We start from the raw sequence: 25,313 nt of genomic DNA, 5'->3' as shown, positions 1-25,313 counted from the left end.
CAGGACGGAGGGCAGGCCTGTTCAGCGGCAGCGAGGGACCAGTGGTCCGCGGGTGTCACCCACCGTGCCGTCCGTCCCCGGCGCGCACACGCAGGGTCCGGGCCGCTGTCGCGGGACGGGGGCGGCGGCGGGCTCCGGGGTCACCCGGCGGATTCGAGGGCCTGGGAGAAGTCCGTTCCGAGCTGCGACATCAGGTCGTTGAACTCCTTCTCGCTGATCGCCTCCCGGAGCACGGCCAGTACGGTCCGCACACCCCGGTCGACTTCCTCCTCCTTGAGCATGGTGCGTTCGGCCACGCGCCGTACGCTGTCGTGGTGGCCGAAGCGCTCGATGCGGTCCGTGGTTCCCCGGCGCACCGCCTCCGCGAGGCCCTTGGGGAGTTCGGTGATCAGGTCCCTGGCCTCCCCCCGGCTCAGCCTGTGGGCCAGCGTCTCGAGCGTGGCCCAGGTCAGGTCCGCCGCCTCCTGCTTGCTCAGTCCGGTGCGCTCGGCGACGGTCCGGACGAATTCCTGCTCATCCATGCGGCCTCCTCCTTCGCTGCTGTGTTGCGACGAACGGTGCGGCCCCCTGCCAGCCTGCCACGCCGACCCGGCCCGCGCACGGACGGCGGTGACCACGACCACCCACAGCTTGACGCCTCCGTGCACCGTGGTGTGCGGGGCCTCGCCGGCCAGGACGCTGTTGGGGACGTTGAATCCGGCGTAAGCAGAAGGCCATGAAGAAGGTGCCGATCACGGTGCCCGCCACGATGGCGATGAGGGACCGGACGAGGTTGCCGCCTTCGGTGACGCCGATCGGTCCCACCGCCGGTGTGGCGTCTGCGGAACCACGGCAAAGACATCAGCAGGTGTGAGCGGGGCCGGGCGTGGAAACCCGAGGTGCCCCGACCCCAGGGAGGCGCCATGGACGCCAATGTCACTGCCCAGGGAAGCCCTATCGCCACGGTCAATCCGTACACCGGTGAAAGGGTTCGGGAGTTCCCGGCGTTGAGCGCGGAGGACGTGGGGCGCGCGATCGAAGCGGCGCACCGCAGCTTTCCGGACTGGCGTGCCCGGTCGACGGCCGACCGTGGGGCCCTCGTGCGACGCGCCGGCCGGCTCATGCGGGAGCGCAAGGAGGAACTGGCGGGGTTGCTGACCCTGGAGGTCGGCAAGCTGATCGACTCGAGCCGTGCGGAGGTCGACCTCGCGGCCGACATCCTCGCCTACTACGGAGAGCACGGCCCCGAGCTGCTGGAAGAGCGACCCCTGCCGGTGCCCGACGGCACGGCCGTGCTGGCGAACGAGCCGCTCGGCGTCCTTCTCGGTGTGATGCCCTGGAATTTCCCGCTGTACCAGGTGGTCCGGTTCGCGGGTCCGAACCTCGTCCTCGGCAACACGATCCTGCTCAAGCACGCGAGCAGTTGCCCCCAGTCGGCACTGGCACTCGAGCAGCTGTTCACGGATGCGGGTGCGCCGGCCGGGGTCTATACCAATCTCTTCGTGCGGGGCAAGGATGTCCGGAAGATCATCGATGACTCCCGTGTGCAGGGAGCGTCACTTACCGGCAGCGAGCGGGCGGGTGTGAGCCTGGGCGAGATCGCCGGCCGCAACGTCAAGAAGTCCGTCCTCGAGCTGGGCGGCAGTGATCCCTTCGTCGTGCTGGACGGTCATCACCTCGAGCGCACCGTGTACGCCGCGTTCCTCGGCCGGATGGGCAACACCGGGCAGTGCTGCGTGGCGGCCAAGCGTTTCATCGTCCTTGCCGACGTCTACGACGCCTTCCTCACCGGGCTGCGTGACCGGATGAGCGAGGTGCAACCGGGAGATCCGGCCGACCCCGCCACCACGCTCGGCCCGTTGTCCTCCGAGGCCGCGGCCGAACTCCTGATGGAGCAGGTCCGTGACGCGGTGGACAAGGGAGCCACGGTGGTGCTGGGCGGCGGGCGGCCCGACCTGCCGGGCGCCTTCGTCGAGCCGACCGTCCTCGCCGACGTCACACCGGACATGCGGGCCTACCAGGAAGAGCTCTTCGGCCCCGTCGCCACGGTCTACCGGGTCGCCGACGAGGACGAGGCCGTGGCATTGGCCAACACCTCCCCCTACGGCCTGGGAGGCGCGGTCTTCGCCGCCGACCCGGAACGTGCTCGCGGGGTCGCGGACCGGCTGGAGGCGGGCATGGTGTGGATCAACCACCCGACCGCGTCCCGACCGGAGTTGCCCTTCGGCGGCATCAAGCGCTCCGGCTACGGGCGCGAACTCGGCGACGTGGGCATCGTGGAATTCGCGAACCGCAAGCTCGTGCGCTACGTGGACGCCGACGCCCCGATCGAAGAGGTGCTGGGCTGACCTCCGAGCCGGTCGACCGCGCTCGCCGGATGCCGACCGGCAAAGGCTGAAGCGCCTCCTTGCCGAGGGAGGGACAGCTCGATCTCGAAAGCACCGAGGGCGCACGCCCGGCCGTGTCGGGCACCCGCATCATGTGACGAGTCCTCGCGACAACCGCCGCGGTCCGGCACAACGACCACACCGACCGCCTGTGACCACTGACCCCGGCCGCATCCACGTACGGATCGCCGAAATGCCCGAGGGACAGCGCTACTTGTGGACCGGGCGTGCCGTCACCCCGTACCGCAGCGGCTGGGGCGAACCCGGCAAGACCTGCACCATCGGCCTCGGCTGGGAGATCCGCCACGCCCACCGCCTCGTCCACGCCGACTGACAGAGCACATGACCTGACCTGGCCGGCTCTCGTCTTATCGCGCGGCATCAGAAAAGTCGGCAACGGGTCAGTGTGAGTCCTCGAACACCTGGCGACAGCTGACCGAACACGCCAAACGATGTAATCTCCGAACACCGCCCTTGACCTGCAGTAGCAGGCAGGGAGCAGACGAACCGGGAGCCTCTTCATGCTGCGCACCATGTTCAAGTCCAAGATCCACCGTGCCACGGTCACCCAGGCCGACCTGCACTACGTCGGGTCCGTCACCATCGACGCCGACCTGCTCGACGCCGCCGACCTGCTGCCGGGCGAGCTCGTCCACATCGTCGACATCACCAACGGGGCCCGTCTGGAGACGTACGTCATCGAGGGTGAGCGCGGCTCGGGTGTCGTGGGCATCAACGGTGCCGCCGCCCATCTCGTGCACCCCGGTGATCTGGTGATCATCATCAGTTACGCTCAGGTGACCGACTCCGAGGCACGGGCACTCGAACCCCGGATCGTGCACGTGGACCGTGACAACCGCATCGTGGCTCTCGGGGCCGACCCGTCCGAGCCGGTGCCGGGTTCGGACCAGGAGCGCAGCCCGCAGGCCGTACCGGCCTGAGCCCCGGATCCACGGACCCGCGGACGACTTTCGGACCAGGAGCGTGCCCATGAGCGACATCGAGATCCGCGACGACCGGGCGGCGGGCCGCCTGGAGGCGATCGCCGATGGTGAAGTGGTCGGCCACATCGAGTACTTCGTCCTCGAAGCGCCCGAGCGCGCGCTCGTGCCCGTCCACACGATCGTCGAGCCGGCCCACGAGGGGAAGGGCATCGCGGGCTCGCTGGCGCGCGAGTTGTACGGCATCGCGAAGCGCGAGGGAATCGTCGTCGCCCCGCTGTGCCCGTACGTCGTGAAGTGGGCCGAGCGCCACCCGGAGGAGGCTCCGGCGGCCGACCCGGAGCTGCGGCGGGCCGCGAAGGCTTGGCTGGCGGCCCATCCCGACCGGTTCTGACCCGGCGCCTCACCGTCAGCGCCACCCCAACCCACGGGCGGGCTCGCCGGTGAGGCCACGCTGCGGCAACCCGTGAGTGGGTTCCGCCGCTGAGGCCACCCCCGCCGCACCCAGCGGCAGCGGCCAGTCACGCCACCCATCCCACCGACCGGGCCCCGCCCGCCTGCGAAACCGGGCCACCGCACCCCACCGACCCGCCCGGGTCTGCCCGTACGAACCGCGCCGCCAAGCCCCACCGGCCGGGCCTGCCCGTACGAACCGCGCCGCCACACCCCGCCGGCCGGACCCGCCCGGGCCTGCCCGTACGAACCGCGCCGCCAAGCCCCACCGGCCGGGCCTGCCCGTACGACCGCGCCGCCGCACCCCCGGCCGGACCGCCCGTACAACCGCGCCGCCACGCCACGTCACGCCACACCCCGCCGCCGCCCCTGCCCGTGAGCCCACTTGGGCCTCTGACGTCATGCTCGGGAGTGAGTGCCGGGGCCGTCGTCGGGTAGGCGGGGGAGTAGTCCAGAGCCGTGTGTGGACCGACTGGCTGGAGGACGCCATGACGAACCCGTACCCCGACCCCGTGCACCCCGGCCCGACACCGGGCCCCGGGCCGGGACCGGTGCCGACACCGGACCCCGAGCGCCCGCAGCCGTACCCCGACCCCGCCCCGGCCCCGTCACCGCCGGCCCCGGGGCCGAACCCGGACCCGAGCCCGGAACCGCCCGCCCCGTCGCCGCCCGCTCCGGGGCCGACTCCGGGCCCCGAGCCCTCCCCGTCCCCGATCCCGCCGGGCCCGGAGCCGGTTCCGGACCCCGAGCCGGGGCCTCCGCTGTCCTGAGCCGGGCACACCTCACAGAGCCCCCGGCACGACGAAGCGGTGGGCGGCCGTCCCGGCCGCCCACCGCTTCGTCACTCGCTCAGAACTCCGCAGGAGAGCCCTACGAGGACACCTCCGAGCGGTCACCGCCCCACAGCGTGTGGAACGAGCCGTCGCGGTCCGTGCGCCGGTAGGTGTGCGCACCGAAGAAGTCCCGCTGCCCCTGGGTGAGCGCGGCGGGCAGACGCTCGGCGCGCAGGGCGTCGTAGTAGGCGAGGGCGGCGGCGAAGCCGGGGGTGGCGACGCCCTGGCGGGTGGCCGCGACGAGGACCTCGCGCCAGTCGTCCTGCGCCGCGCCGATCTCCTGGGCGAACGTGTCGTCCGACAGCAGGCTCGGCAGGTCGGGGCGGGCGTCGTAGGCGGCGCGGATGCGGTCCAGGAAGGCCGCGCGGATGATGCAGCCGCCGCGCCAGAGCGCGGAGACGGCGCCCAGGTCGATGTCCCAGTCGTACTCCTCGCTGCCCGCGGCGATCTCGTGGAAGCCCTGGGTGTACGACACGATCTTCGAGGCGTACAGCGCCTGCTCCACGCGGTCGGCGAAGGCGCCGGCCTCCGACTCGCTCAGCGGCGTCGCCTTGGGACCGGCCAGGTCGCGCGAGGCCTCGCGCAGCGACGCGTGTCCGGACAGCGAGCGGGCGAACACCGCCTCCGCGATGCCCGACACCGGCACGCCGAGGTCCAGGGCGATCTGGACGGTCCAGCGGCCCGTGCCCTTCTGCTCCGCCTGGTCCACGACCACGTCCACGAAGGGCTTGCCGGTCCCGGCGTCGACGTGCGACAGCACCTCGGCCGTGATCTCGATCAGGTACGAGTCCAGCCGGCCGGTGTTCCAGGTGCGGAAGATGTCGGCGATCTGCGCGGGCGAGTAACCGGCCACGTCGCGCAGCAGTTGGTACGCCTCGCCGATCAGCTGCATGTCGGCGTACTCGATGCCGTTGTGGACCATCTTCACGAAGTGCCCGGCGCCGTCCGGACCCACGTGCGTGACGCAGGGCGATCCGTCCTTCGCCTTCGCGGAGATCTTCTCCAGCATGGGGCCGAGCGAGTCGTACGACTCCCGCGGGCCGCCCGGCATGATGCTCGGGCCGTGCAGCGCGCCCTCCTCGCCGCCGGAGACGCCCATGCCGACGAAGTGGATGCCCTGCTCGCGCAGTTCGCGCTCGCGGCGACGGGTGTCCGCGAAGTGCGCGTTGCCGCCGTCGATGATCATGTCGCCGGGCTCGAGGAGCGGGGCGAACTCCTGGATCACCGCGTCGGTCGGCTCGCCGGCCTTCACCATGATCACCAGGCGGCGGGGCCGCTCCAGCGCCGCCACGAACTCCTTGGCGGTCTCGGCCGCGACGAAGTCGCCCTCGTGCCCGAACTCCTCGACCAGAGCGTGTGTACGCGCCGCCGTCCGGTTGTGCAGAGCGACCGCGTAGCCGTTGCGCGCGAAGTTGCGGGCGAGGTTGCGGCCCATGACCGCGAGTCCCGTGACGCCGATCTGGGCTGAAGTGCTCATACGGTTTGGCTCCTAAGGATCCTGGATCGTGGTGCCGGTCGGGCTGTCAGTATGGTCGCTGTTGCCGTTGCGACCATCCTGACTTGCCGGTACGCCGACCGCACGTCCGGGGTGTTCGAGATTGCGTACGCCTGTCTACGCAGATACGCGCGGAAGACCCACCTGTTTCAGCCGTTCGGCAACCGGGGTTGATTCCCGGTCAGTTGAAACGCGGGGCGGCTGATTGCCGCCTTGTCATGGCCTGTTCCGGGCGCTTACTTTTGGCCCTCCTGACGCATGTCGAGGGGGCTCTCCATGGCCGTACGCGGCCGGCACCGCCGGTATCAGCCGAACAGGATCAACCGCGCCTCACTCACCGTCACGGCGGGCGGCGCCGGAATGGCGATCCCGCTCATCGGTGCCGGAGCCGCCCACGCGGCCGACGTGGACACCTGGAACAAGGTCGCCGCGTGCGAGTCGAGCAACAACTGGAGCATCAACACCGGCAACGGTTACTACGGCGGACTGCAGTTCACCAGGTCGACGTGGGAGGCCTACGGCGGCACGCGGTACGCGTCGCGGGCGGATCTGGCCACCAGGGACCAGCAGATCGCGGTGGCGGAGAAGGTGCTCGACGGGCAGGGACCCGGCGCCTGGCCGGTGTGCTCGGCACGGGCGGGGCTGACCCGGGGCGGTGACACCCCCGACGTCCACCCCGCCGGCCGGGCCGAGAGACCCGCCACCGTCAAGAAGGCCGCCAAGACCTCGGTGGAGGACGTACGGCCGCAGAGCACGCCCCAGTCCCGGGCGGGGACTGCCGAGATGTACACGGTGGTCCGCGGCGACACCCTCTCCGGCATCGCCGGGGAGGAGCACGTCCGGGGCGGCTGGCAACGCCTGTACGCGGCCAATCGCGAGCGCATCGGCGCGGACCCCGACCTGATCCTGCCGGGCCAGCGGCTGAGCCTGCGGGCGAAGGCCGCGGCGGGTGCGTCGACCGAGGCCGCCGCCGAGCGGTCGGAGCCGAAGTCGTCGGCGAAGCGGGACTCGAAGCAGGACTCCGCGGCCAGGAAGGCCGAGAAGAAGCAGTCCTCCGACAGCACCCGGCCGGCCACGACCGGCCACACCCTGGTCGCCCCGGTCGGCGCCGCCACGGGGACGCCGTACCACGCGACCGGTTCCTCCTGGTCGAAGGGCTACCACACCGGCGTCGACTTCCCCGTCGCGACCGGCACCTCCGTGAAGGCGGTCGCCGGGGGCCGGGTGGTCAGCGCGGGCTGGGCCGGTTCCTTCGGCTACGAGGTGGTGATCCGGCATGCCGACGGCCGCTACACCCAGTACGCCCACCTGTCGGCGATCTCGGTGAAGTCCGGTCAGTCGGTGGGCGGCGGCCAGCGGCTGGGACGCTCGGGGACCACGGGCAACAGCTCGGGCCCGCATCTGCACTTCGAGGTGCGGACGGGGCCCGGCTTCGGCTCGGACATCGACCCGGTCGCCTATCTCCGGGCCGGCGGCGTCAGGATTTGACACGCATGCGGTGCCGGTCGATGACGGGCATGGGTACGAAGGTGCCGTAGAGCGGCCCGTAGGAGAGGATCGGCAACTCGTCGGAGTCGGTGGAGTCCACGTCCCCGTACGCCGTCCTCCCGACCGCGGCAGCGGCCGCGGTCGGGGCCTGGAGGAGGATCTCCTTGACGAGTTCCGCCTCCCGGGCCGCCGCCGGGAGCGGGGCCTGCGACTGCGCCGGGACCGCCCGCCCGCCGGCCACCGGGACCCCGCCGGCCGGCGAGGCCACCGGGACCCCGGCGGACTCGGCCGCGGCGAGCGCCGGAGCGGCGAGCGGCTCGGCCGCCCCAGCCGTCCGGGCCGGCCTCGGGACCGGGGAGGCCTCGTGCGGGGTACGGGCCAGCCGCTCCGTGGTCAGCAGGATCAGGCCGCCGCCCGCCACCACACCGCAGCTGAGGGCCAGAGCGGTGCCCGTGGTGCCGTAGCGGAAGGTTTCGCCGAACATCGTGATGCCGACGGCGGCCGCCACCACCGGGTTCACGACCGTCAGCGTGGCCAGCGGCGCCGCGAGCCCGGCGCCCCGGTAGGAGGCCTGCGACAGCAGCATGCCGGCCGTGGCCAGCACACCGATCACGGCCAGGGACGGCACGTCGGCCGCCGTTACCCCGCCGGTCCAGTCGACCGCGACGGTCTTGGTGAACACCGAGGACATGCCGAACGCTATGCCGGCCGCGGTGGCGAGCAGCACGCTGCGCATCGCCGGGTGCCGGTGCGCCGCCCGGCCCGCGATCATCAGGGCGAGCACCGCGCAGGCGGTGACGAGGCCCGCGACGATCCGCTGCGTGGTGCCCAGCGACTGCGCGTCGGACGTACCGACCAGGGACAGCAGACCGGCGAGACCGACCGTCGCCATGATCGCGCCCCGCCACGCGGTCGATCCCGCCCTGCGGCCCACGAACAGGGCCGCCATGGGCAGTGCGAACACGATGGTCAGCGCGCCGAGCGGCTGGACCAGGCTCAGCGGACCGTAGGCGAGCGCCACGACGTGCAGCAGTCCGCCCAGGCCGTTCAGCGCGACCGCGGCCCACCAGACGGGGCGGCGCAACGGTGCGTACTGCTCGCCCGGGGAGGACACCGCGACCTGCTCCTGCACGATCGCTCCGCCGGCGTAGGCGACCGCGGACACGAGCGACAGCAGCACGGACAACGCGAGGGCACTCATGAGCTGCTCCTCTGCGTGAGGCGGGGGCGCTGGGCCCGGCGCGGCGAACGGTCGGCTTTCATAAGCAACACGATGCCGCTTAAAAGTCTTCCCGTCGTCGTACCTGAGCAGGCAATGGGTCCTACTGCCGATGGAGTAGGACGGGGGCGTCGTCCTCCCCAAGGTGGGTGACACAGGGTGGAGGCCCCCTAGAGGGAACCCTCACTCGCCCTGGTACTACTGCACCTCGTGGACCTCGACCCCTCACTCGCGGCGCTGCGGCCGCTCGGTGGCTTCTTCCTACTACGCACGACAGCGGAGCCGCGTTCACCGCTGCCGACGCTTGCGCAGGCCTACGCGAACGGGTCGTCGGATGTTTACGGAAATTTCCTGAATTTCCGGGTGTCGAAGGTCGCGGACGTCCTGCGCGCGCCCGAGACACGCATCGCCGCCTCGGTGGCGCACCAGGGGCTGGCGGCCCGGCTGTGGTCGGTCGCGCTCGGCTGCTGCGCCCTGTACGGCCACCTCCCCGACCTCGACGCCCGGCTGCTGCACTGGGACCCCGACGGCAGCGCCCCCGACGACCTGTGGCTGTCCCGGATGACGACTCTGCCCGGGGACGCGGAGACCGTCGCCGACGTCGTCCTGCACGGCCACCTCGAGCCGCTCGCCGCCGCGCTGCGGGCCCGGTACCGGGTCGCGCCGGGGCTGCTGCGGGGCAACGCCGCCTCCGCCCTGGCGGGCGCCGCCGGGCAGCTGGACCGGTGGGCGCGGGCGAACGGCCGTGGCGACGCGGCCGCCCGCACCCGCGCCCTGACCGCGCGCCTCCTCGCCCACCCGCTCCTGGCCGGCACCGGCACCCTCACGGGGACGGCCTTCCGGCGGCGCAGCTGCTGCCTCTACTACCGGGTACCCGGCGGAGGCGTCTGCGGGGACTGTTGCTTCAGACGGCCCCCGCGCTCTTCCCCGCACGCCGCATCTGGGTGACCATGGAAGAACCAGCCGCTGAGACAGGGGGTTTTGGGTGCGAGTGGGCCTGCTGACCCGGGAGTACCCGCCGGACGTGTACGGCGGCGCGGGCGTCCATGTCGAGTTCCTCGCCAGGGAACTGCGCTCCCTCGTCGACCTGGACGTGCACTGCTGGGGCGAGGGCCGCACGGACGGCGTGCTGCGGCACCGGCCCTGGCCGGCCCTCGACACCGCCAACGACGCGCTGCGCACCTTCGCCGTGGACCTCGCGATGACCGCCGCCCTGGAGGGCCGCGAACTCGTCCACTCCCACACCTGGTACGCCAACCTCGCCGGCCACCTCGGCAAACTCCTCTACGGCATCCCGCACGTGATGACGGCCCACTCCCTGGAGCCCCTGCGCCCCTGGAAGGCCGAGCAGCTCGGCGGCGGCTACGCCCTGTCCGGCTGGGCCGAGCGCACCGCGATCGAGACCGCCGACGCGGTGGTCGCCGTGTCGGGTGCGATGCGCGAGGACATCCTGGCCTGCTACCCGGTGCTCGATCCGGCCAAGGTCCACGTCGTGCACAACGGCATCGACACAGGCCTCTACCAGCCCGATCACGACACCGACGTGCTGCGCCGGATCGGCCTGGACGCGGACCGGCCGTACGTTTTGTTCGTCGGCCGCATCACCCGCCAGAAGGGCGTGCCCCATCTGCTGCGCGCGGTGCGGGACATCGACCCGGCGGCGCAGGTGGTGCTGTGCGCGGGAGCGCCCGACACGCCCGAGATCGACCAGGAGTTCCGCGACCTCTTCGAGGAGCTGAGCCGTCATCGCGCGGGCGTGCACTGGATCCCGCAGATGCTGCCCCGCCCGGAGGTGATCCAGCTGCTCACGCACGCCGCCGCGTTCGTCTGCCCCTCGGTGTACGAACCCCTGGGGATCGTGAACCTGGAGGCGATGGCCTGCGGCACGCCGGTCGTGGCCTCCCGGGTCGGCGGCATTCCCGAGGTCGTCGACGACGGCAGGACGGGTCTGCTCGTCCCGGTGGACGACGACTTCGAGGCCGGGCTGGCGCGGGCGCTGGACTCCGTCATCGGTGATCCGGAGGGGGCCCGCCGGATGGGTGAGGCCGGCCGGGAGCGCGCGGTGGGCGAGTTCGGCTGGGACGCGGTCGCCCGGCGCACGGTCCGGCTCTACGAGGAGATCCTCAAATCGGCGTGAGAACGACGGGGCGAGCCTCGAACAGGCGTAGACCCCCCTGCTCAGGGGCATTGATGGGGCAACGAGGATGAGGGGAGCGGCCATGCGTCGTGGTGGACCGTCGGTGCTCGGAATCGTGCTGGCGGGCGGAGAGGGCAAACGCCTGATGCCACTGACGGCGGACCGCGCCAAACCCGCGGTCACTTTCGGTGGCACCTACCGCCTCGTCGACTTCGTCCTGTCCAACCTGGTCAACGCCGACATCCTGCGGCTGTGCGTGCTCACGCAGTACAAGTCGCACTCGCTGGACCGGCACATCACCACCACCTGGCGGATGTCCAGTCTGCTCGGCAACTACATCACCCCGGTCCCCGCCCAGCAGCGGCTCGGCCCGCGCTGGTACCTGGGCAGCGCGGACGCCATCCTGCAGTCGCTGAACCTGATCTACGACGAGCGGCCCGAGTACGTCGCCGTCTTCGGTGCCGACCACGTCTACCGCATGGACCCGCGGCAGATGGTCGCCCAGCACATCGAGAGCGGCGCGGGCGTGACGGTGGCCGGGATCCGCGTGCCCCGCACCGAGTCGTCGTCCTTCGGGGTGATCAGTCCCGGCTCGGACGGCCAGACGGTGGAGCGCTTCCTGGAGAAGCCCGCCGACCCGCCCGGCCTGGAGGACGACCCGGAGAGCGTCTTCGCCTCGATGGGCAACTACATCTTCACCACCAAGGCACTGATCGAGGCGCTTCAGCGGGACGCCGAGGACCCGAACTCCGTGCACGACATGGGCGGCTCGATCCTGCCCCAGCTGACCGACCGCGGCGAGGCCCAGCTCTACGACTTCAGCGCCAACCACGTGCCGGGCGAGACCACGCGGGACCAGGGCTACTGGCGTGACGTCGGCACCCTCGACGCGTACTACGACGCCCACATGGACCTGATCGCCGAGCGTCCCGCCTTCAACCTCTACAACCGCCAGTGGCCCATCTACACCCACTCCGGCCAGCTCTCGCCCGCCCGCTTCAACGCCGGCGGCATCGCCAGCGAGTCCATCATCAGCGCGGGCTGCCTGATCCGCGGGCAGGTCAGCCGCTCGGTGCTCTCCCCGGGCGTCCTGGTGGACCCGGGAGCCGTCGTGCAGGGCTCGGTGCTGCACGACAACGTGCACATCGGGCGGGGTGCGGTGGTGCGCGGTGCCGTCCTCGACAAGAACGTCGAGGTGCCTCCGGGTGCGACGATCGGGGTGAATCCGGACCGGGACGCCGAGCTGTACACGGTGTCCAGGGGCGGGGTCATCGCGCTGGGAAAGGGCCAGCTGGTGCCCTGATCACGGGCAGCTGACGCCCCTGATGCCCCTGTGGCGGACGGGGCACGGAAGCATCCACTTAATCTGCTGTTAACTGTGCGTAGCCTGATCGTACTTGACCGTAATCGCCTGAGGGCGATTGACTGCTTGCCCACCCGTCGTCGACGCGAGGCAAGCCATTGACTTCCGACCTGCTCGCACCTCTCGACCTGGCGTTCTGGAACATCGAGTCCGACCGGCACCCGATGCACCTGGCCGCGCTCGGCGTCTTCACCGCGCACTCGCCGACCGCGGGCGCCCACGCGGCCGACCTGCTCGCCGCCCGGGCCGCCGCCGTGCCCGGACTGCGGATGCGGATCCGTGACGTCTGGCAGCCGCTGTCCTTCGGCAGCGCCACGCGTGAGCCCGACGCCGGCTTCGACCCCCTGAACCACGTCCGGCTGCACGCCCCCACCGCCGACTTCCACGACGTCGCCGGCCGCCTCATGGAACGCCCGCTGGAACGCGGCCGGCCGCCCTGGGAGGCCCATGTGCTGCCGGGAGAGGACGGCGAGTCCTTCGCCGTCCTCTTCAAGTTCCACCACGCGCTGGCCGACGGGCTGCGGGCGCTCGCCCTCGCCGCCGCCGTCATGGACCCGATCGACATGCCCGCCCCGCGCCCCCGGCCCCAGGAACCGCCGCGCGGCCGCCTGCCCGACGTCCGCAAACTGCCCGAACTGCTCCGCGGCGCCCTGTCCGACGTGGGCCGCGCCCTCGACATCGGCGCCTCCGTCGCCCTGTCCGGCGTGGCCGTTCGCTCCTCGCCCGCGCTGACCGCCGAGCCCACCGGCACCCGCCGCACCGCCGGAGTGGTCATCGACCTCGACGACGTGCACCGGGTCCGCAAGACCGTCGGCGGCACCGTCAACGACGTACTGATCGCCGTCGTCGCGGGCGCGCTGCGCCGCTGGCTCGACGAACGCGGCGACGGCAGCGAGGGCGTGGCGCCACGCGCCCTGATCCCCGTCTCCAAGCGCCGCCCACGCACCGCGCACCCGCAGGGCAACCGGCTCTCCGGCTACCTGATGCGGCTGCCCGTCCACGACCCCGACCCGCTCAGCCGGCTGAGCACGGTCCGCAGGGCCATGGACCGCAAGAAGGACGCCGGCCCCAACCGGGGCGCGGGCGCCGTCGCCCTGCTCGCCGACCACGTGCCGGCCCTCGGCCACCGGCTCGGCGGTCCTCTGGTCGGCTCGGCCGCCCGGCTCTGGTTCGACATCCTGGTCACCAGCGTGCCACTGCCCAGCCTCGGCCTGAAGCTCGGCGGCAACCCGGTCACCGAGGTCTACCCCTTCGCCCCGCTGGCCCGCGGCCAGTCCCTGGCGGTCGCGATCTCGACGTACCGCGGCAGCGTCCACTACGGGCTCGTCGCCGACGCCGAGGCCGTCCCGGATCTCGACCGGTTCGCCCGCGCCCTGTCCGAGGAGGTGCAGGCGCTGATCATCGCCTGCGACTCTTGATCATCCCGGTTTTGGTGGTACAGCCCGGCGCTCCGTAGAATTCCCCGTTCGAAAGCGGGCTCGGTCGGAGCACCGCGACGGGAGACCCAGGAAACGGCAGCGGCCATGACGGTGACAGACAACGGCTCGGCGACCACGGACGAGATCGTCTACGGGCCCGGCATCGACCCCGAGCGGCTCGCCCTGTGCCTCGGCGTGCTCGCGGAACTCGACGAACTGGACGTCGACCACCCCGACGCCGTCGCCGTCCGCCGGGCCACCGCGGGCATCTACCGCACCGTCAAGCAGCGCCGCCGCCAGGAGCGCAGGGCCGCGAAGACCGCGCACGACAAGGCCGTCACCGAGTCCACCGCGACGGGCTCCGCCCAGCGCATCGACGACGAGACGGAAGGCATCCTGCCCTCGTCGGTCACCGAGCAGGGGCAGATCGCGGGGATACTCCAGCGCCCCCGCTCCTGCTACACCTGCAAGGCCCGCTACGTCGAGGTCGACTACTTCTACCACCAGCTCTGCCAGGACTGCGCCGCCGAGAACCGCGCCCGCCGCGACGCCCGGACCGACCTCACCGGCAAGCGCGCGCTGCTCACCGGCGGCCGCGCCAAGATCGGCATGTACATTGCGCTGCGGCTGCTGCGTGACGGTGCCCACACCACCATCACCACGCGCTTTCCGAACGACGCGATCCGACGCTTCAAGGCGCAGCCCGACAGCGCCGACTGGATCCACCGCCTGAAGATCGTCGGCATCGACCTGCGCGACCCGGCGCAGGTCGTCGCGCTCGCCGACTCGGTCGCCGCCGCCGGCCCGCTGGACATCCTGATCAACAACGCGGCGCAGACGGTACGACGCTCCCCGCAGGCCTACGGCGAGCTGCTCAGCGCCGAGTCCGCACCGCTGCCGGCGGGCGAACTGCCCGCCGCCGAGGTGATCGGCACCTTCGGCTCCGGCGCGGTCGCCGCCCTCCCGGTGGCGGGCGGCGGCGCGCTCACCGCCCAGGACGTGACGGACCTGGCCCTGGTGTCGGGTTCCGCCTCCCTGGAGCGGATCGCGGCCGGCACGGCGATCGACGCGGGCGGTCTCGTGCCCGACCTGCACGACACCAACAGCTGGATCCAGGCGGTCGAGGAGGTCACGCCGGTCGAGCTGCTGGAGGTCCAGCTCTGCAACTCCACGGCCCCGTTCATCCTGATCAGCAGCCTGCGGGCGTCGATGGCGGCGGCCGAGGCGCGGCGGACGTACATCGTGAACGTCTCCGCGATGGAGGGCGTCTTCAACCGCGGTTACAAGGGGGCCGGCCACCCGCACACGAACATGGCCAAGGCCGCCCTGAACATGCTCACGCGCACCAGCGCGCAGGAGATGTTCGAGAAGGACGGCATCCTGATGACGGCGGTCGACACCGGCTGGATCACCGACGAGCGCCCGCACCCCGACAAGCTCCGCCTCGCCGAGGCCGGCTTCCACGCCCCGCTCGACCTGGTGGACGGCGCGGCCCGCGTCTACGACCCGATCGTGCGCGGCGAGGAGGGCGAGGACCTGTTCGGCGTCTTCCTGAAGGACTACGCGCCCGGCAAGTGGTGAGATCCGGGGGCGGGCTGCCGGCGGGCCGGCCCGGGCGGGCGTGAATCCGGTGGCCCCTCCGGGTGTGCCCGGCCTACGCTGGGACCGGAACGCCGGGTGCCCGGTGCGCCGGTCACGCTTACTTCCTGGTTCGACTCCAAGCAGGTCCACCCACGGGCCTGTCGCCCGTCCGGAGGGCGGTCGCGTGGTCACCTCGATCTCGGGCACCCCTTGCTCCGCCGCTGCCCACAGCACCACCGGGGGCGACGGCCGGGGACCCGTGGTCAGCTCTGTCCGGGCGGGCCCGCCGCGTCGGTGTCCGGGGGCTTCGCCGACCGCAGGCGCTCGTGCACCGCGTACCCGCCCGACGTGTACGCGGCCCGCACCCGGGTGCCGCCGTCCACCAGCAGGTCCGCGCCGGTGATCCACGCGGCGTCGTCGGACGCCAGCCAGGTCACGGCCCGCGCCACGTCCGCCGGTTCGCCGATCCGCCCGAGCGGCAGTCCGGCGGCCACCTCTCGCTCGTCCCGCTCCCACACGAACCGCGCCATCTCGGTGCGGACCAGGCCGGGGGAGACGGAGTTGACCCGCACCTTCGGCGCGAGCTCGCCCGCGAGCTGCCGCGTCAGGTGCAGCAGGGCCGCCTTGCTGGTGCCGTACGCGCCGACGTGCGGCCCGACGTGCCCGGCGCCCTCGGTGCAGACGTTGACGACGGCACCGCCGTGCCGGCACATCCACGCCCGCCACGCGCACCGCACGAGCCGCAGCGGGGCCTCGACGTTGACGGTGAACGCCTCGCGCCAGGCGTCCGGGTCGGCGTCCATGAGCGGTCCGTACGGCCGGTTGGTCGCCGCGTTGTTCACGACCACATCGATCCGGCCGAACTCGCGCAGCACCAGCTCTGTGACCTCCGCCAGGTGGGCCGGGTCGGCGACGCTGCCCGCCAGCCCGATGCCGCCCAGGTCCCCGGCGGTGCGCCGTACGTCCTCGGCGTTCCGCGCGGTCACGCACACGAGCGCCCCGGCCGCGGTCAACTCCCGGGCGACGGCCAGCCCGATGCCCCGGGTGCCCCCGGTGACGACGGCGGCCCTGCCCCGGAGTGCGTGTCGCGAGGTCATCGCCGTACCGTCTCATGACGGTCCGTCAGTCGACAGCCCCGAGACGTGAGTTCCGTGCCGCGACCAGCTCCAGCACGGTGCGCCAGTCCTCCAGGACGCCGGCGTCGAAGCGGGCGGTCCGGGCTTCCTCGTCGGCTTGGCGCAGGCGCAGCAGGTCGTCGTCGGCGGGGCCCGCGACGGAGCGGACGTGGCCGCGGACGAGGCCGGCGACCCGTGCGCCGAGCAGGGATCGCACCGCGTCGGCCGCGTGATCCCGGTGGCCGCGTTCGTCGCCGGGCCGCAGCAGCGGGCCGATGGCCTGCACCAGGCCCGCCAGCTGGAGCTCCTTGTCGGCGGGGCGGCCGCGGCGCAGCAGCGCGGCGGTCCGCAGCGCGTGCTGGTGCGGATCGGCCCGGCCGCCGGGAGCCGGGCCGGCCGGCGCGGCCCGGCAGGCGTACAGCAGATCCATCAGCTCTTCGACACCGCGCAGCTCCATGCGCCAGTCCTCCCGCCGGACGAGCCCTTGCCGTCCGACAGCAGATCATGGGCTTCTTGCGATGCGGCCAACGGGACCTGAACTACGCGGCGCGTTCGGTCCCCGCTCGCGGATGCTTTCGGCGACATAGGCCGAACGAGTGAGCGTAAATCGCACTTCACGTGACAAATGGGTGCAGACTCAGTACCGCTGTGCGCGGGGCGACTTGCGATAGTTACCGTTTGTTTTCAGCCCCATCGAGCGGACCCCCGCTCATTTGGTTAGTCTGTAGCGGACGGACAGCAGCAAAGGGTTCTACCCACACCCACGGTCCGTCATGGGACAAGCCGGTTCACAGCGGCCTGCTCTCGTACGAGGTACCGGCGCCACCGCGTCCGAACTGTTTTCCACTCAGACCCGAGCGGGCGCCGGGAGCCGGATCGCAGACTGGCAGGTGCCCCGAGGGTGATCCGACACATAAGGAGTGCGCGGTGACACCGGAGAAGACGAATCGCGATCAGCGCCCCAAGGAACGCACGGAGCGCGCAGGCCGCCGGCCCGGCGAGCTCGGCAGCCTCGACGTGTGGGCCCGGTCCGCACCGATCCGCCTGGCGGGCTACGAGGACGACCTCGCCGAGCCCCACATCCTGCCCAGCGTGGACTGACCCACCGGCACAACCGTTCGCGATCGCCGACCGCATGGGCGTGCGAGACTCACGCCCATGCTGATCAGAGAAGCCGCGGCCGAGGACTGGCCGCGGATCTGGCCTTTCTGGCACCGGATCGTCGCCGCCGGCGAGACCTACACCTGGGACCGGGACACCTCCGAGGAGGCGGCCCGGTCCCTGTGGATGAGCCCGGCGAAACGGGTCTACGTCGCCGAGGACGAGACCGGAGCCGTGCTCGCCTCCGCCTACGTCACCCCGAACTACGGCGGCCCCGCCGCCCGCGTCGCCAACGCCGCGTTCATGGTCGACCCCGACCGGGGCGGCCGCGGCATCGGCCGCGCCCTCGCCGAACACGTCCTCGCCGCGGCCGCGGCGGAGGGCTACCGGCCATGGTGTTCAACGCCGTCGTGGAGACCAACCCGGCCGTGCGGTTGTGGACCTCCCTCGGCTTCACGGTCCTGGGCACCGTCCCGGACGCCTACGACCATCCCCGGCAGGGGCGGGTGGGGCTGCACATCATGTACAAGGCGCTCTGAGGCACGGGGAGTTCAGTCGAGCGGTGCCGTCCGCTGCCACGGGTGGGCCTTCTCCAACTGCTTCGCGAGCGTCAGGAGTTCCTCCTCCGAACCCGGCCGCGCGACGAGCTGGACGGCACAGGGGGCGCCGGAGGGCAGGGTGCCGAACGGGACCGACATCGCGGGCCAGCCGGTGAGGTTCCACGGCGGGGTGAGCGGTGAGTAGTTCGTGTTGGCCAGGACGTTGCGCAGCCAGCCCCGCTCGTGCCAGGGGCCGGCCTTGGGGGAGCGGCGGGCGAGCGCCGGCATGAGCAGCACGTCGTACTCCGCGAAGAACGGCTCCAGGCGACGGCGCAGCCGTTCGCGCGCCTCGCCGGTCCGCACGGTGCCCACGAAGCGGCGGCCGACGGCCGCGTGGACCCGGGTGCGCCGGGTCAGCAGCCGCGGGTCGAGGTGCTGTGCGTCGACGGAGGTCCCGGCGGTCCAGTGCGCGAGCGAGGTGAGGCTCAGCGACTGCGGGTAGGGCGGGTCGGCGCGGCGGACCTGGTGACCGGCCTTCATCAGCAGCCCGGCCGCCTCGCGTACGGCGGCCGTGTACGGCCGGGTGACGACGATGCCGGTGAGCGGGCTGCGCAGGGAGACGGCGATCCTGCGGGTCCCGGCCTGCGGCGGCGCCGCGAACCCGGCGCCCGCCAGGACCGAGAGCATCAGGCGCGCGTCCTCGACCGTCGTCGCCAGGGGCCCGTTCTCGGACATGCCGAACCAGTCGCCCTCACCGATGCCGGCCGGGACCACGCCGGGGCCCGGCTTGATGGTGACCAGACCGCAGTTGGCCGCGGGGATGCGCAGGGAGCCCATGCCATCGTTGCCGAGCGCGACCGGCACCAGCCCGGCGGCCACCGCGGCGGCGCTGCCGCCGGAGGAGCCGCCCGCCGTGCGGGAGGTGTCCCAGGGGTTGCGGGCGGTGCCGTGCACGCCCTCCGTGGTGCCGAAGACGCACAGCTCCGGCACGTTCGTCAGACCCACCACCACCGCGCCCGCCGCCCGCAGCCGGGCCACCGTGACGTGATCCTCGTCCGCGGGGGTGTCCGGCGTCGCGGCGGAGCCGATCCGGGTGGACTCCCCGCGCACGGCCAGGTTGTCCTTGACGGCCACCGGCACGCCGGCGAGCGGCAGTTCGGCCAGGTCGCCGCGGGCGCCCACCTCCTCGGCCTCGGCGAGCGCCGCCCCGGTCCGCACCGTGCGGAAAGCGCCCACGCGGCCGTCGAGCCGCTCGATCCGGTCGAGGTGCTCGGCCACCACCTCGCTGGGTGTGGCCCGCTTCTCGCGTACGGCGGCGGCGATCTCGGCGGCGGTCCGGCCGACCCAGTTGGTCACTCGGGCTCCTCGGGGGTGCGATGCGGCGGGCGTACTGGCGAGTACGTGGTGGCAACTGTGCCCGGGGGCGGGGCTCCGCGTCGAGAGTACGCGCCCGGGACGTGCGGGCCGGTCCTCCCGCGCTGATCACAAGTCCTGGTCGCCCGCCATCCATTGACCGACTGGTCATCCGACCAATCGCTCAACATCCCTGCCCTTCTGCCCCATTGACAGGTCATCGAGTCCGCTCAATCATCAGACATCCGATGAATCTGGAGCCGTTCATGAGCACATACCCAAGACGTCAGGTCCTCGGCACGGCGGTCGGCGTCACGGCGGCGGCGGCCCTTCCGCTCGCATCGGCGACCGACGCGCACGCTGCCCAGCCACTCGACGCCCAGCCGCTCGGCGCCCCCGCCGCTCAGTGGGTTCCCGTCCCCGACCCCCTCCCCGTCCCGCTCGACGCGCTCTTCGACAACGACGCCATCGACTCGGCCTCCGCGCGGGGCGGCGACTTCGACGGCTCGGGCTACACGTTCCCGGGCGAGGAACTCCCCGCGGGCCCGGTCGAGGTCGACGGCATCCCCTTCCTCTTCCCGTCCTCAGCGGCGGGCGCCAAGAACAACATCGTCGCGATGGGCCAGCGGGTCGAACTGCCCGGCGGCCGTTACCTGTCGGCCGTCTTCCTCACCGCGGGCAGCTACGGCAACGCCTCCGGCAACGCCACCGTGCACTACGCGGACGGCTCGACCACGACCGCCGGCCTGGGCGGCGCCGACTGGTACGCGGCGGGCGGCTCCCTGTCCGCGCCCTACCGCTACACACCGGACGGCACCAAGGACGAGCACAGCGTCGGGATCGGCACCTCGGAGGTGTGGCTCGACCCGCAGCGGGAGGCCGTCGCGATCACCCTGCCGGTCACCAACCCGGCGAAGGCGAACACGACGTCGCTCCACGTCTTCGCGCTGTCCCTGCAGCCCGCCGCCCAGGGACGCGCGCTGGTCCTGCGGGACGCCCGCTCCACGAACTCGCTCCTCGAATCCACCGGCGCTCAGAGCGTCGAGGCCACGGTCGTCAACGCGGGCACGGTCGCCGTGCTCGCCCGCGACGCCGTGTCCGTGAGCGTCGACGTGCCGGGCGCCCGCACCGTGGAGCCCGCCCGCGTCCGCCGCCTCGACCCCGGCGAGCAGGCCCGGGTGCGCGTCGGCATCCGCAACCGCGCGGGCACCGCGCCCGGCACCACCCGCGACGGCTCGGTGACCGTCACCGGACGCGGCAGCCGGGTCACCGCGAAGAACAGCAGGCTGACCCTGGGCACCGCCGACTACCAGCCCACCGAGTCCTCCCTCTCCGGCCACCAGGCGCCCTACTGGTTCAACGGCGCCAAGTTCGGCATCTTCATCCACTGGGGCGTCTACTCCGTGCCCGCCTGGTCACCGGTCGGCAAGCAGTACGCCGAGTGGTACTGGAACAGCCTGCAGGACCCCAGCGACGCGGTGTACGCCTACCACCGCGAGAAGTACGGGGAGGACTTCGCCTACGACGACTTCATCCCGCAGTTCACCGCGAAGCGGTTCGATCCGCGCGCCTGGGTCGAACTGTTCCGGGACGCGGGCGCCCAGTACCACGTGCTGACCTCCAAGCACCACGAGGGATTCGCCCTGTGGGACACGAAGGTCTCCGACCGCAACTCCGTCAAGCTGGGCCCGCGCCGGGACCTGGTCAAGGAGTTGTTCGAGGCCTCGCGCCGCTACACGCCCGAACTCCACCGCGGGCTCTACTTCTCGATGCCCGAGTTCTTCAACCCGGACAACCCCTGGATGGGCCACGCCCCGCGCAACCCCTACACCCTGGAGCCGGTGCCGTACACCGGCTACACCGCGGGCAAGGACTTCGTGAAGGACTACCAGGCCCCGCAGATGCTGGAACTGATCGAGGGCTACGACCCCGAGGTCATCTGGTGCGACATCGGCGGCGCCAACGACAGCCTCCACGTGCTCGCCGAGTACTTCAACCACGCGAAGAACCGGGCGCGTCCGATCGACGTCACCGTCAACAACCGCTCGGGCATCGGCTTCCACGACTTCACGACCCCCGAGTACACGACGTACGACAACACGGTCGTCGCCAAGTGGGAGGCCAGCCGCGGCCTCGACCCCTTCAGCTACGGCTACAACCAGGCCACGCCCGACGACGCCTACATGACGGCCGAGGAGGTCGTGCACAGCCTGGTCGACATCGTGTCCAAGAACGGCAACTTCCTCCTCGACATCGGCCCCCGCGCCGACGGAACCATCCCCGAGATCATGCAGACCCGGCTGCGTGAGACGGGCCGCTGGCTGCGCACCAACGGGGAGGCGATCTACGACACCACCTACTGGTCGCGGACCGCGCAGCTCGGCGAGGACCTCCGCTTCACCGTCCGTCCCGACGAGGCGTTCTACATCCACTCGCTGGTCCGGCCGGGTGCCAAGCTCACCGTCGAGGCGCCGGTGCCCGTCCGAAGCGGGGACAAGGTGACGATGCTCGGCCACGACCGGCCCCTGACGTGGGCCGTGCGCAACGGAGCGCTGGTGATCGACGTGCCCGAGGCGGCCCGGAAGGCGGGTCGGTACGCGTGGGTGTTCAAGGTGGACTGGCGCAGCTGACGGTCGGCGGCTGACAGCCGGCGCACTGGCACAGGCACGGGCACGGGCACCGGCACGGGCGTGGCTGACGTCCGTGCCGGTGCCGGTGTCTCCACGGCGTCACCGGCCCGCGGCCGCGCACCCGAACAGCACGTCCGTGTCGCACGGTTGGAACCGCCCGCCGCAGGGGAGCTCTACACCTCGTCGGCCCCCGCGGCCGTCACCCATCCGGCGTGACCGACCCACCCAGCCATGGAGCACCCCGTATGCATGACGACCGCAGCCTGGTCGAAGCCCGCCTCAGCCGCGTCCTCGACGAGCGCATCCGTCCCGCCGTGTACCCCGAGTCCGTGCCGCTGGAGGTGGCGGTGTGGCACGCGCCGGGCGAGCCGGTGCCCGTCGCCGAGGGACTGGCGGCGGAACCCGAGCCGATCGGGGTCGGCGCCCGGTGGGGCGCGCCCTGGGGCACCAGTTGGTTCCGGGTGACCGGGAGGGTTCCCGACGCGTGGGCGGGCAGGGCCGTGGAGGCCCTGCTGGATCTCGGCTTCGACGAGGACATGGCCGGCTTCCAGTGCGAGGGCCTGGTGTACCGGCCCGACGGCTCCCCGGTGAAGGGCATCAACCCACGCAACCAGTGGGTCCGGATCGGCGCGCCCGCCGAGGGCGGCGAGGAGGTACGGCTGCACGTCGAGGCCGCGTCCAACCCCGTCGTCCTCGGCCACAGCGGCCACCACCGCTTCCTGCCCACGCGACTCGGCGAGAAGGAGACCGCCGGCAGCGAGCCGCAGTACACCCTGACGCGGATGGACCTTGCCGTCTTCGACGAGACCGTGTGGCAGCTGGTGATGGACCTGGAGGTGCTCGGTGAGCTGATGGCCGAGCTGCCGGCGGAGTCGGCGCGGCGGTGGGAGATCCTGCGCGCGGTCGACAGGGCGCTCGACGCCGTCGACCTCCAGGACGTGAACGGTACGGCGGCGCGGGCCCGTTCGCAGCTGACGGAGGTGCTGGCCGCCCCCGCCGCCGCCTCCGCGCACCGCGTCAGCGCGGTCGGGCACGCGCACATCGACTCGGCGTGGCTGTGGCCGCTGCGCGAGACGGTGCGCAAGGTGGCCCGCACGACCTCCAACATGACCGCCCTCCTGGAGGACGAGCCCGACTTCGTCTTCGCCATGTCGCAGGCCCAGCAGTGGGCGTGGGTGAAGGAACACCGGCCCGAGGTGTGGGCCCGGGTGAAGAAGGCGGTGGCCGACGGCCGGTTCGTGCCGGCCGGCGGCATGTGGGTGGAGTCGGACACCAACATGCCGGGCTCGGAGGCGATGGCGCGGCAGTTCGTGCACGGGAAGCGGTTCTTCCTCGACGAGTTCGGCATCGAGAACGACGAGGCCTGGCTGCCCGACACCTTCGGCTTCGCCGCCGGACTCCCGCAGATCATCCGGGCGGCCGGCTCCAAGTGGCTGCTGACCCAGAAGATCTCCTGGTCGCAGACGAACTCGTTCCCGCACCACAGCTTCCAGTGGGAGGGCATCGACGGCACCCGCGTCTTCACGCACTTCCCGCCGGTCGACACCTACACCTGCTCGATGACGGGCGGCGAGATCGCCCACGCGGCACGCAACTTCAAGGACAAGGGCGCCGCCCGCCACTCGCTCGCCCCCACCGGCTGGGGCGACGGAGGCGGCGGCACGACCCGCGAGATGATCGCCAAGGCCGCCCGGCTGCGCGACCTGGACGGCTCGGCCACCGTGGTCTGGGAGACGCCGGGGGAGTTCTTCGCGAAGGCCGAGGCGGAGTACCCCGACGCACCCGTCTGGGTCGGCGAGCTCTACCTCGAACTGCACCGCGCCACCCTCACCAGCCAGGCGCAGACCAAGCAGGGCAACCGCCGCAGCGAACACCTCCTGCGGGAGGCCGAACTGTGGGCCGCGACAGCCGCCGTACGCAGGGGATTCCCCTATCCGTACGAGGAGTTGGACCGCATCTGGAAGACGGTCCTGCTGCACCAGTTCCACGACATCCTGCCCGGCTCGTCCATCGCCTGGGTGCACCGCGAGGCACGCCGTACCTACCGGCAGGTCGCCGACGAGCTGAACCGGATCATCGAAGCGGCCCAGCAGGCCCTGGCCGGCGAGGGCCGCACGCCCCTCGTCTTCAACGCGGCCCCGCACACCCGCCACGGCGTTCCGGCGGGCGGCGCGCGCACTCCCGGCGCCGGCGGACGCACGGCCCACAGCGCACGCGCCGACGGCGGACACGTCCTGGACAACGATGTCCTGCGGGTCGAGATCGACGGCCGGGGCCTGGTCGTCTCCGTCCACGACATCGAGGCCGACCGTGAGACCCTCGCACCCGGCCGGGCCGCGAACCTGCTCCAGCTGCACCCCGACCTCCCGAACAGGTGGGACGCCTGGGACGTCGACGCGTTCTACCGTCACACCGTCACCGACCTCACCGACGCGGACGAGGTCGTCGCCGGTGCGGACGGCGCGTCGGTGCGGATCGTCCGGTCCTTCGGCGCGTCCCGCGTCACCCAGGTGCTGTCGCTGGCCCCGGGGGAGCGGCGGCTGGTGCTGGACACGGAGGTCGACTGGCACGAGACGGAGAAGTTCCTGAAGCTCGCCTTCCCGCTCGACGTGCACGCCGAACGGTACGCGTCCGAGACGCAGTTCGGGCATTTCCACCGGCCCACCCACACCAACACGTCCTGGGAGGCGGCGAAGTTCGAGGCGTGCAACCACCGCTTCGTCCACGTGGGCGAACCGGGCTGGGGCGTCGCGGTCGTCAACGACTCGACGTACGGCCACGACGTGACCCGCGCGGTCCGCACCGACGGCGACCGGGGGACCACCACCACCGTCCGGGTCTCGCTGCTGCGCGCCCCGCGCTTTCCCGACCCCGAGACCGACCAGGGCGTGCATCGCTTCCGGCACGCGCTGGTGCCCGGCGCGGACATCGGTGACGCCGTGCGGGAGGGCTGGCGGATCAATCTGCCGGAGAGGCGGGTGACCGGCGCCGGGGAGGTCGCGCCGCTGGTCGCGGTCGATCAGGACGCGGTCGTCGTCACGGCGGTCAAACTGGCCGACGACGGCAGCGGTGACGTGGTGGTCCGCTTCCACGAGGCCCACGGCGGCCGGGCCCGCGCCACGCTCACCGCCGGTTTCGCGGTGGCTGGCGCCGCGGTCACCGACCTGCTGGAGCGCCCGCTGCCCGAAGCGGCCGCGCCGCGGACCGAGGGCGACCGGATCGCCGTACGGCTGCGCCCGTTCGAACTGGTGACGCTGCGGCTGAAGCGGGCCTGAGCGAGG

18 protein-coding genes and 2 pseudogenes are annotated in these 25,313 nt (G+C 72.2%); 14 read left to right on the top strand and 6 right to left on the bottom strand.

The genetic code is table 11. The features are described 5' to 3' along the window. Positions 1-140: 140 nt before the first annotated feature. Complete coding sequence (locus OG985_RS09860; protein WP_371667887.1) at positions 141-521, bottom strand: DUF2267 domain-containing protein; 381 nt, start codon at positions 519-521, stop codon at positions 141-143. Between the two features lie 381 nt (positions 522-902). On the opposite strand from OG985_RS09860, the gene OG985_RS09855 reads away from it, so the two are divergent. The 4 genes and pseudogenes from OG985_RS09855 to OG985_RS09840 all read left to right on the top strand — a co-directional run bounded on the left by OG985_RS09855 (position 903) and on the right by OG985_RS09840 (position 3,701). Then, positions 903-2,327, top strand: coding sequence for an NAD-dependent succinate-semialdehyde dehydrogenase (locus tag OG985_RS09855; protein ID WP_371667886.1), 1,425 nt, complete (start codon positions 903-905; stop codon positions 2,325-2,327). 202 nt (positions 2,328-2,529) lie between these two features. Then, a pseudogene (locus OG985_RS09850) lies at positions 2,530-2,697 on the top strand (short-chain fatty acyl-CoA regulator family protein); the annotation flags it as partial. Between the two features lie 190 nt (positions 2,698-2,887). Continuing rightward, on the top strand, positions 2,888-3,307 hold the full coding sequence (gene panD, locus OG985_RS09845; protein WP_371667885.1) for an aspartate 1-decarboxylase: 420 nt from the start codon (positions 2,888-2,890) through the stop codon (positions 3,305-3,307). Between the two features lie 49 nt (positions 3,308-3,356). After that, complete coding sequence (locus tag OG985_RS09840; protein WP_371667884.1) at positions 3,357-3,701, top strand: GNAT family N-acetyltransferase; 345 nt, start codon at positions 3,357-3,359, stop codon at positions 3,699-3,701. 929 nt (positions 3,702-4,630) lie between these two features. Here the strand turns inward: OG985_RS09840 and gndA are convergent. Next, entirely contained in the window at positions 4,631-6,070 is a 1,440-nt protein-coding gene (gene gndA / locus OG985_RS09835; RefSeq protein WP_371667883.1) for an NADP-dependent phosphogluconate dehydrogenase, read from the bottom strand. 294 nt (positions 6,071-6,364) lie between these two features. Here gndA and OG985_RS09830 point away from each other — a divergent pair, with 294 nt between their 5' ends. After that, complete coding sequence (locus OG985_RS09830) at positions 6,365-7,576, top strand: transglycosylase family protein (protein ID WP_371667882.1); 1,212 nt, start codon at positions 6,365-6,367, stop codon at positions 7,574-7,576. On the opposite strand, the gene OG985_RS09825 is transcribed toward OG985_RS09830, so the two are convergent. Further along, positions 7,566-8,777, bottom strand: coding sequence for a DMT family transporter (locus OG985_RS09825; protein WP_371667881.1), 1,212 nt, complete (start codon positions 8,775-8,777; stop codon positions 7,566-7,568). The genes OG985_RS09830 and OG985_RS09825 overlap by 11 nt on opposite strands. A gap of 210 nt (positions 8,778-8,987) precedes the next feature. On the opposite strand from OG985_RS09825, the gene OG985_RS09820 reads away from it, so the two are divergent. From OG985_RS09820 to OG985_RS09800, 5 genes are all read left to right on the top strand, one after another. Further along, positions 8,988-9,743: a (2Fe-2S)-binding protein gene (locus OG985_RS09820; protein ID WP_371674318.1), complete on the top strand. Its 756-nt coding sequence runs from the start codon at positions 8,988-8,990 to the stop codon at positions 9,741-9,743. A gap of 37 nt (positions 9,744-9,780) precedes the next feature. Beyond that, positions 9,781-10,932: a glycogen synthase gene (gene glgA / locus OG985_RS09815; protein WP_371667880.1), complete on the top strand. Its 1,152-nt coding sequence runs from the start codon at positions 9,781-9,783 to the stop codon at positions 10,930-10,932. 82 nt (positions 10,933-11,014) lie between these two features. Beyond that, positions 11,015-12,235 (top strand): glucose-1-phosphate adenylyltransferase, encoded by a 1,221-nt coding sequence (glgC, locus tag OG985_RS09810; protein WP_371667879.1) that lies wholly within the window; start codon positions 11,015-11,017, stop codon positions 12,233-12,235. Between the two features lie 158 nt (positions 12,236-12,393). Continuing rightward, positions 12,394-13,713, top strand: coding sequence for a wax ester/triacylglycerol synthase family O-acyltransferase (locus tag OG985_RS09805; protein WP_371667878.1), 1,320 nt, complete (start codon positions 12,394-12,396; stop codon positions 13,711-13,713). A gap of 105 nt (positions 13,714-13,818) precedes the next feature. Then, the gene (locus OG985_RS09800; protein ID WP_371667877.1) at positions 13,819-15,294 is read left to right on the top strand and encodes an SDR family NAD(P)-dependent oxidoreductase; all 1,476 of its coding nucleotides are present in this window, start codon (positions 13,819-13,821) and stop codon (positions 15,292-15,294) included. A 263-nt stretch (positions 15,295-15,557) separates the two neighbouring features. On the opposite strand, the gene OG985_RS09795 is transcribed toward OG985_RS09800, so the two are convergent. Next, positions 15,558-16,391, bottom strand: coding sequence for an SDR family oxidoreductase (locus OG985_RS09795; RefSeq protein ID WP_371667876.1), 834 nt, complete (start codon positions 16,389-16,391; stop codon positions 15,558-15,560). A gap of 25 nt (positions 16,392-16,416) precedes the next feature. Next, the gene (locus OG985_RS09790) at positions 16,417-16,866 is read right to left on the bottom strand and encodes a hypothetical protein (protein WP_371667875.1); all 450 of its coding nucleotides are present in this window, start codon (positions 16,864-16,866) and stop codon (positions 16,417-16,419) included. 470 nt (positions 16,867-17,336) lie between these two features. On the opposite strand from OG985_RS09790, the gene OG985_RS09785 reads away from it, so the two are divergent. Then, the gene (locus tag OG985_RS09785) at positions 17,337-17,510 is read left to right on the top strand and encodes a hypothetical protein (protein ID WP_110633937.1); all 174 of its coding nucleotides are present in this window, start codon (positions 17,337-17,339) and stop codon (positions 17,508-17,510) included. 57 nt (positions 17,511-17,567) lie between these two features. After that, positions 17,568-18,049: pseudogene (locus OG985_RS09780) on the top strand (N-acetyltransferase family protein). A gap of 12 nt (positions 18,050-18,061) precedes the next feature. On the opposite strand, the gene OG985_RS09775 reads toward OG985_RS09780, so the two are convergent. Further along, on the bottom strand, positions 18,062-19,405 hold the full coding sequence (locus OG985_RS09775; protein ID WP_371667874.1) for an amidase: 1,344 nt from the start codon (positions 19,403-19,405) through the stop codon (positions 18,062-18,064). 263 nt (positions 19,406-19,668) lie between these two features. Here OG985_RS09775 and OG985_RS09770 point away from each other — a divergent pair, with 263 nt between their 5' ends. Both OG985_RS09770 and OG985_RS09765 read left to right on the top strand, forming a co-directional pair. Continuing rightward, entirely contained in the window at positions 19,669-22,032 is a 2,364-nt protein-coding gene (locus tag OG985_RS09770) for an alpha-L-fucosidase (RefSeq protein ID WP_371667873.1), read from the top strand. A gap of 245 nt (positions 22,033-22,277) precedes the next feature. Further along, positions 22,278-25,307 carry an alpha-mannosidase gene (locus tag OG985_RS09765; protein ID WP_371667872.1) on the top strand — a complete coding sequence of 1,010 codons (3,030 nt, stop codon included), beginning with the start codon at positions 22,278-22,280 and terminating at the stop codon, positions 25,305-25,307. Positions 25,308-25,313: the final 6 nt, after the last annotated feature.

Origin of the sequence: Streptomyces sp. NBC_00289, from assembly GCF_041435115.1 — a bacterium.
Lineage (GTDB): Bacteria > Actinomycetota > Actinomycetes > Streptomycetales > Streptomycetaceae > Streptomyces.
The sequence above is the reverse complement of the archived record's forward strand: the minus strand, read 5'-3'. Positions and strand labels throughout refer to the sequence as shown.